The sequence below is a fragment of the Enterobacter cloacae complex sp.6700776 genome (genome assembly GCF_048284255.1).
GTDB lineage: Bacteria > Pseudomonadota > Gammaproteobacteria > Enterobacterales > Enterobacteriaceae > Enterobacter > Enterobacter intestinihominis.
Genome location: NZ_JBLVYK010000015.1, coordinates 98,982 through 103,979, shown reverse-complemented (window position 1 = coordinate 103,979; position 4,998 = coordinate 98,982). Strand labels below are relative to the sequence as shown.

7 protein-coding genes and 1 riboswitch are annotated in these 4,998 nt (G+C 56.6%); of the genes, 1 reads left to right on the top strand and 6 read right to left on the bottom strand.

Features of this window, described 5'->3' with window-relative positions:
- Positions 1–130: 130 nt before the first annotated feature.
- The 6 genes from ACNQ0T_RS18365 to moaA all read right to left on the bottom strand — a co-directional run bounded on the left by ACNQ0T_RS18365 (position 131) and on the right by moaA (position 3,604).
- Entirely contained in the window at positions 131–838 is a 708-nt protein-coding gene (locus ACNQ0T_RS18365) for a Bax inhibitor-1 family protein (protein ID WP_015571081.1), read from the bottom strand.
- A gap of 58 nt (positions 839–896) precedes the next feature.
- Complete coding sequence (gene moaE / locus ACNQ0T_RS18360) at positions 897–1,349, bottom strand: molybdopterin synthase catalytic subunit MoaE (RefSeq protein ID WP_022647503.1); 453 nt, start codon at positions 1,347–1,349, stop codon at positions 897–899.
- A 1-nt stretch (position 1,350) separates the two neighbouring features.
- Positions 1,351–1,596 (bottom strand): molybdopterin synthase sulfur carrier subunit, encoded by a 246-nt coding sequence (moaD, locus tag ACNQ0T_RS18355; protein WP_022647502.1) that lies wholly within the window; start codon positions 1,594–1,596, stop codon positions 1,351–1,353.
- Positions 1,589–2,074: a cyclic pyranopterin monophosphate synthase MoaC gene (gene moaC / locus ACNQ0T_RS18350; RefSeq protein ID WP_006809528.1), complete on the bottom strand. Its 486-nt coding sequence runs from the start codon at positions 2,072–2,074 to the stop codon at positions 1,589–1,591. Before moaC ends, moaD begins: the two co-directional genes overlap by 8 nt.
- A gap of 3 nt (positions 2,075–2,077) precedes the next feature.
- The gene (moaB, locus tag ACNQ0T_RS18345; protein ID WP_045309177.1) at positions 2,078–2,590 is read right to left on the bottom strand and encodes a molybdenum cofactor biosynthesis protein B; all 513 of its coding nucleotides are present in this window, start codon (positions 2,588–2,590) and stop codon (positions 2,078–2,080) included.
- A gap of 24 nt (positions 2,591–2,614) precedes the next feature.
- The gene (moaA, locus tag ACNQ0T_RS18340) at positions 2,615–3,604 is read right to left on the bottom strand and encodes a GTP 3',8-cyclase MoaA (protein ID WP_417930300.1); all 990 of its coding nucleotides are present in this window, start codon (positions 3,602–3,604) and stop codon (positions 2,615–2,617) included.
- Positions 3,592–3,725: riboswitch (molybdenum cofactor riboswitch) on the bottom strand. Its footprint overlaps the gene before it by 13 nt.
- Before the next feature lie 226 nt (positions 3,726–3,951).
- On the opposite strand from moaA, the gene yvcK reads away from it, so the two are divergent.
- Positions 3,952–4,860 carry a uridine diphosphate-N-acetylglucosamine-binding protein YvcK gene (gene yvcK / locus ACNQ0T_RS18335; protein WP_023299636.1) on the top strand — a complete coding sequence of 303 codons (909 nt, stop codon included), beginning with the start codon at positions 3,952–3,954 and terminating at the stop codon, positions 4,858–4,860.
- Positions 4,861–4,998 lie beyond the last annotated feature (138 nt).

Here is a 4,998-nt window from a genome sequence, read left to right as displayed (position 1 = left end):
TATGTTCCCCTCACCCTAACCCTCTCCCCGGAGGGGCGAGGGGATTGCTCAGTGCTCGCATTAATTTGTGGGGAACCCTCAGCCCTGTGGGAGAGGGTCAGGGTGAGGGCATCAGACAGCGCCACCCTCACTAGCGACGGTTGCCGAAGATACGCAGCAGCATCAGGAACAGGTTGATGAAGTCCAGATACAGCGTCAGCGCGCCCAGAATCGAGTATTTGCGCAGGTTTGAACTGTCGCGAACATCAATTTGTTCACCGATGTTTTTCAGCTTCTGGGTGTCGTAGGCGGTTAAGCCCACGAAGATCACCACCCCGATATAGGTCACCGCCCACATCAGCGCGTCACTCTTCAACCACAGGTTCACCAGCGACGCCAGCACAATCCCTATCAGCCCCATAAACAGCATGTTGCCGAAGCCGCTCAGGTCACGTTTGGTGGTGTAACCGTACAGGCTCATCACACCGAACATCCCGCCGGTCACCACAAAGGTGCTGGCGATGGAGGAGTAGGTGTAAACGATGAAAATACTGGAGAGCGTCAGCCCGGTCAGCGCCGAATAGAGCATAAACAGCGTGGTCGCCATGCCCGCGCTGAGCTTGTGCACCAGCCCGGAGAGCACGAATACCAGCGCCAGTTGCGCAATAATCAGCCCAAAGAAGGTGATTTTGCTGGAGAAGATAAACATCATCAGTTCAGGCGTGTTTGCCGCATACCACGCGATAAACGCGGTAAGCAGCAGGCCAACCGTCATCCAGCCATATACCTGAGCCATGTAGGTTTGCAGCCCGCTACGGGTCTGCTGAACTATCGAATCGGAACGCGGAAATCGGTCCATGATTCACTCCTGATTAAGTAAACACACACGTTAAGACTAACACATCCACGTAAACCTGTTACCAGCGGCTGGCAGCCTGTTTGTCGCTGTCCCGCGATTCCACCCAGCGCTCACCTTCCGGCGTCGCTTCACGCTTCCAGAACGGCGCTTTAGTTTTGAGGTAATCCATGATGAACTCCCCCGCCGCAAAAGCACTCCCGCGATGGGCGCTGGTGACGCCGACAAACACAATTTCTTCGCCGGGCCACATTTCGCCGATGCGATGGATAACCGTAACGCGCCCCAGCGGCCAGCGGCCTCGCGCCTCTTCGACAATGGCCGCCAGCGATTTTTCGGTCATTCCCGGATAGTGCTCCAGCGTCAGCGCTTTTACGCTGTCGCCGAGATTATGATTACGCACTTTCCCGGTAAAGGTCACGACCGCGCCGTCTTCGTCGCGCCCGGCCAGCCAGTCATATTCCGTGCCCACGTTAAAACGCTCATGGCCAACCAGAATTCGGGTTTCCGTCATCTCAACCCCCTGTGACCGGCGGGAAGAAGGCCACTTCATCCCCATCAGCCAGCGGGTGGGTCAACTCCACCAGCGTCTGATTCACGGCGGCCAGCAATTTGCCTTCATCCAGCGCCAGCGCCCAGCGGTCGCTTTGCGCCGCCAGATGCGCACGCAGGGCGGCGACGTTTTCGAAAGAGCCGTCCAGCGTCAGGCTGTCGGTATTGATCAGCTCACGGACCTGGGCAAAAAAGAGCACCTTAATCATGGCTTTCCACCTTAAAATCACCGGATTTGCCGCCGCTTTTTGCCAGCAGACGCACCGGGCCAATCACCATATCTTTCTGCACCGCTTTACACATGTCGTAGATGGTCAGCGCCGCCACGGAGGCTGCCGTTAACGCCTCCATCTCCACACCGGTTTTCCCGGTTAAGCGGCACAGGGACTCGATACGCACGCGGTTATGCTCCGGCTGCGCCTGCAAATTTACCTCCACTTTGCTAAGCATCAGCGGATGGCAGAGCGGGATGAGGTCCCAGGTGCGTTTAGCGGCCTGAATACCGGCGATGCGGGCGGTGGCAAACACATCACCCTTGTGATGGCTACCGTCGATAATCATCGCCAGCGTCTCCGGCAGCATGGTGACGAACGCTTCAGCACGCGCCTCGCGCACCGTTTCGGCTTTGGCGGAGACATCCACCATATGCGCTTCGCCAGCGGCGTTTATGTGGGTCAGTTGTGACATAGCTTATTTCTTTAAATGGGGATGGAAATTACACGGACGGGTACGGACATCCAGCTGCGGGGCAATAATGTTTTCCCACGCGGTGCGGCAGGCTTTGGTCGAGCCCGGCATGGCGAAGATCAGCGTCTTGTTCGCTACCCCCGCGACGGCACGGGACTGGAGCGTAGAGGTGCCAATCTCTTCAAATGAGAGCATGCGGAACACTTCGCCGAAGCCTTCTACTTCGCGATCGAACAGCGGAAGCAGCGCTTCCGGCGCCTGGTCGCCTGCGGTAAAGCCGGTGCCGCCAGTGATCAGTACAACCTGGACGTCATCACTCGCAATCCACTGTGAAACCTGAGCGCGAATGGCGTAACGGTTCTCTTTGACGATCGCTTTATCAACAATCTGGTGCCCGGCTTCGTGTGCCGCCTCGCGCAGCCAGTGGCCGGAGGTATCATCCTCTTCACCACGACGTTCGGAAACGGTAAGAATAGCAATGCGTGTCGGGATAAATTCCGCGCTTACCTGACTCATCTTCTGGTTCCTTCTAAAGCCTGATTACCCGCCGATATAGGACAGGTTCTGAGTAATGCCGGTATTGCCCTGATGCAGGAAATGGGTCTGCTTTTTGTGCGTCAGCGCCTCGGAAATGCGTGCTTCAAGCACGTCCTGTTGGGCGTCGTCTTCCAGCAAATCGCGCAGATCGACGCCGCCATCCCCGAACAGGCAGAGGTGCAGCTTGCCAACAGAGGAGACGCGCAGGCGGTTGCAGCTGGCACAGAAATCTTTTTCATAGGGCATGATCAGGCCGATTTCGCCTTCATAATCCGGATGACAAAAGACCTGCGCCGGGCCATCGCTGCGCTGGCGGATCTGGTGGATCCAGCCGCGTTTCAGCAGTTCGTCACGCAGGACCATGCCGGAGATGTGATGGCGACGGAACAGCTCGCTGCCCTCCCCGGTCTCCATCAGCTCAATAAAACGCAGTTGAATGCGGCGCGGTTTGATCCACGCCAGAAAGGTGTCCAGCTGATGGTGGTTCACATCACGCATCAACACGGTATTGACTTTGACCTTGTCGAAACCGGCGGTGAACGCGGCATCGATGCCGTCCATTACCTGCTGGAACTTATCCTGGCCGGTAATGGCGTGGAACTGACGGGCGTCCAGGCTATCGACGCTGACGTTGATCGCCGTCAGCCCCGCATCGCGCCAGTTCGCCACGTCACGCGCCATGCGGTAACCGTTGGTGGTCACCGCTATCTGGCGGATACGTTCGTTTTCACGCACGGCGGCAATGATGTCAGGGAAATCACGGCGCAGGGAGGGCTCTCCCCCGGTAAGACGCACTTTTTCCGTACCGAGTTCAGAGAACGCGCGCGTGACGCGGCGTACTTCATCCACGGAGAGAAAGCCGTTGTTGGTGACGCTGCCCGGCTTGTAGCCATCGGGCAGGCAGTAGGTGCAACGGAAGTTACACACGTCGGTAATCGACAAACGTAAGTAGAAAAACTTACGCGCGAAAGCATCAGTAAGTTGTGAAGCCATGTACACCTTTCCAGATCGGGAGGCACAGTCATTTCTTTCTGTACCCTGGTGGCAAATCCGCCACGGCCAGGGCGCCATATCTCTCGACACAGGCGCCAGGGCTAGAGTGTATGTTTTCAGTTTTGAAAACGTGGTTATGGCGATAGTAGCGTGGAAATCGCCACTTCGCCATTGTCGCTTTTCGCTATATAAATTTATACATAACGATGTTATCGTGCATTTTCACTACAGAATACGCAAAAACAGCGCTTTCGCATTGATATACGTCATTATGGTTTGTGAGAGGCATCGTCTTTTAGGAGTAGTTGCGTTACTGTGACGCAAGCTTAACAGGATAAGGAATAGGTATGCGCAATCGCACTTTTGCGGATCTGGACCGCGTGGTCGCTCTTGGAGGAGGTCACGGTCTGGGACGGGTTATGTCGTCGTTATCGTCACTGGGCTCACGCCTGACGGGCATCGTGACAACAACGGACAACGGCGGCTCAACCGGGCGGATCCGACGTGCTGAAGGCGGGATAGCCTGGGGTGATATGCGCAACTGCCTCAACCAGCTCATCACTGAGCCAAGCGTGGCCTCGGCGATGTTTGAGTACCGTTTTGGGGGAAATGGCGAACTTTCAGGCCATAACCTTGGAAATCTGATGTTAAAGGCGCTGGATCACCTGAGCGTGCGCCCTCTGGAAGCGATCAATTTAATTCGTAACCTGCTAAAAGTGGATGCGTTCCTGATCCCGATGTCCGAACAGCCGGTAGATTTGATGGCGATCGATGCTGACGATCACGAAGTGTATGGTGAAGTGAATATCGACCAGCTTCTCCTTCCGCCAAAAGAGCTGATGACCTACCCCAGCGTACCCGCAACGCGTGAAGCGGTTGAAGCGATTGGCGAGGCCGATCTGATCCTGATTGGGCCGGGGAGTTTTTATACCAGCCTGATGCCGATCCTGCTGGTGAAAGAGCTGGCGCAGGCGCTGCGCAGAACGCCTGCGCCCATGGTCTATATCGGTAATTTAGGCCGCGAACTCAGTCCGGCGGCGGCAAGCCTGTCGCTGGCGGATAAGCTGGACCTGATGGAACAGTATGTTGGTAAGAAAATTATCGATGGTGTCGTGGTCGGGCCAAAAGTAGATGTGTCGGGGATTGGCGATCGCGTGGTGGTGCAAGAGCCGCTGGAAGCGAGCGATATTAAATATCGCCACGACCGCCATCTGCTGCGCGAGGCGCTGGAGAAGGCGATTCAGGCATTAGGTTAACAAAAACCCCGGTGGCGCTGCGCTTACCGGGCCTACAGGTTTAGCGTCTTTTGTCTGTCTCTTATACACATCTCCGAGCCCACGAGACCAGGTACTTCATCTGGGGGGGGGGGGGGGGGGGGGGGGGGGGGGGGGGGG

Bases quoted from the DNA above. Each gene is read 5' to 3' on its own strand.
- ACNQ0T_RS18365 (WP_015571081.1), bottom strand. From the start codon at position 838: ATGGACCGATTTCCGCGTTCCGATTCGATAGTTCAGCAGACCCGTAGC.
- moaE (WP_022647503.1), bottom strand. From the start codon at position 1,349: ATGACGGAAACCCGAATTCTGGTTGGCCATGAGCGTTTTAACGTGGGC.
- moaD (WP_022647502.1), bottom strand. From the start codon at position 1,596: ATGATTAAGGTGCTCTTTTTTGCCCAGGTCCGTGAGCTGATCAATACC.
- moaC (WP_006809528.1), bottom strand. From the start codon at position 2,074: ATGTCACAACTGACCCACATAAACGCCGCTGGCGAAGCGCATATGGTG.
- moaB (WP_045309177.1), bottom strand. From the start codon at position 2,590: ATGAGTCAGGTAAGCGCGGAATTTATCCCGACACGCATTGCTATTCTT.
- moaA (WP_417930300.1), bottom strand. From the start codon at position 3,604: ATGGCTTCACAACTTACTGATGCTTTCGCGCGTAAGTTTTTCTACTTA.
- yvcK (WP_023299636.1), top strand. From the start codon at position 3,952: ATGCGCAATCGCACTTTTGCGGATCTGGACCGCGTGGTCGCTCTTGGA.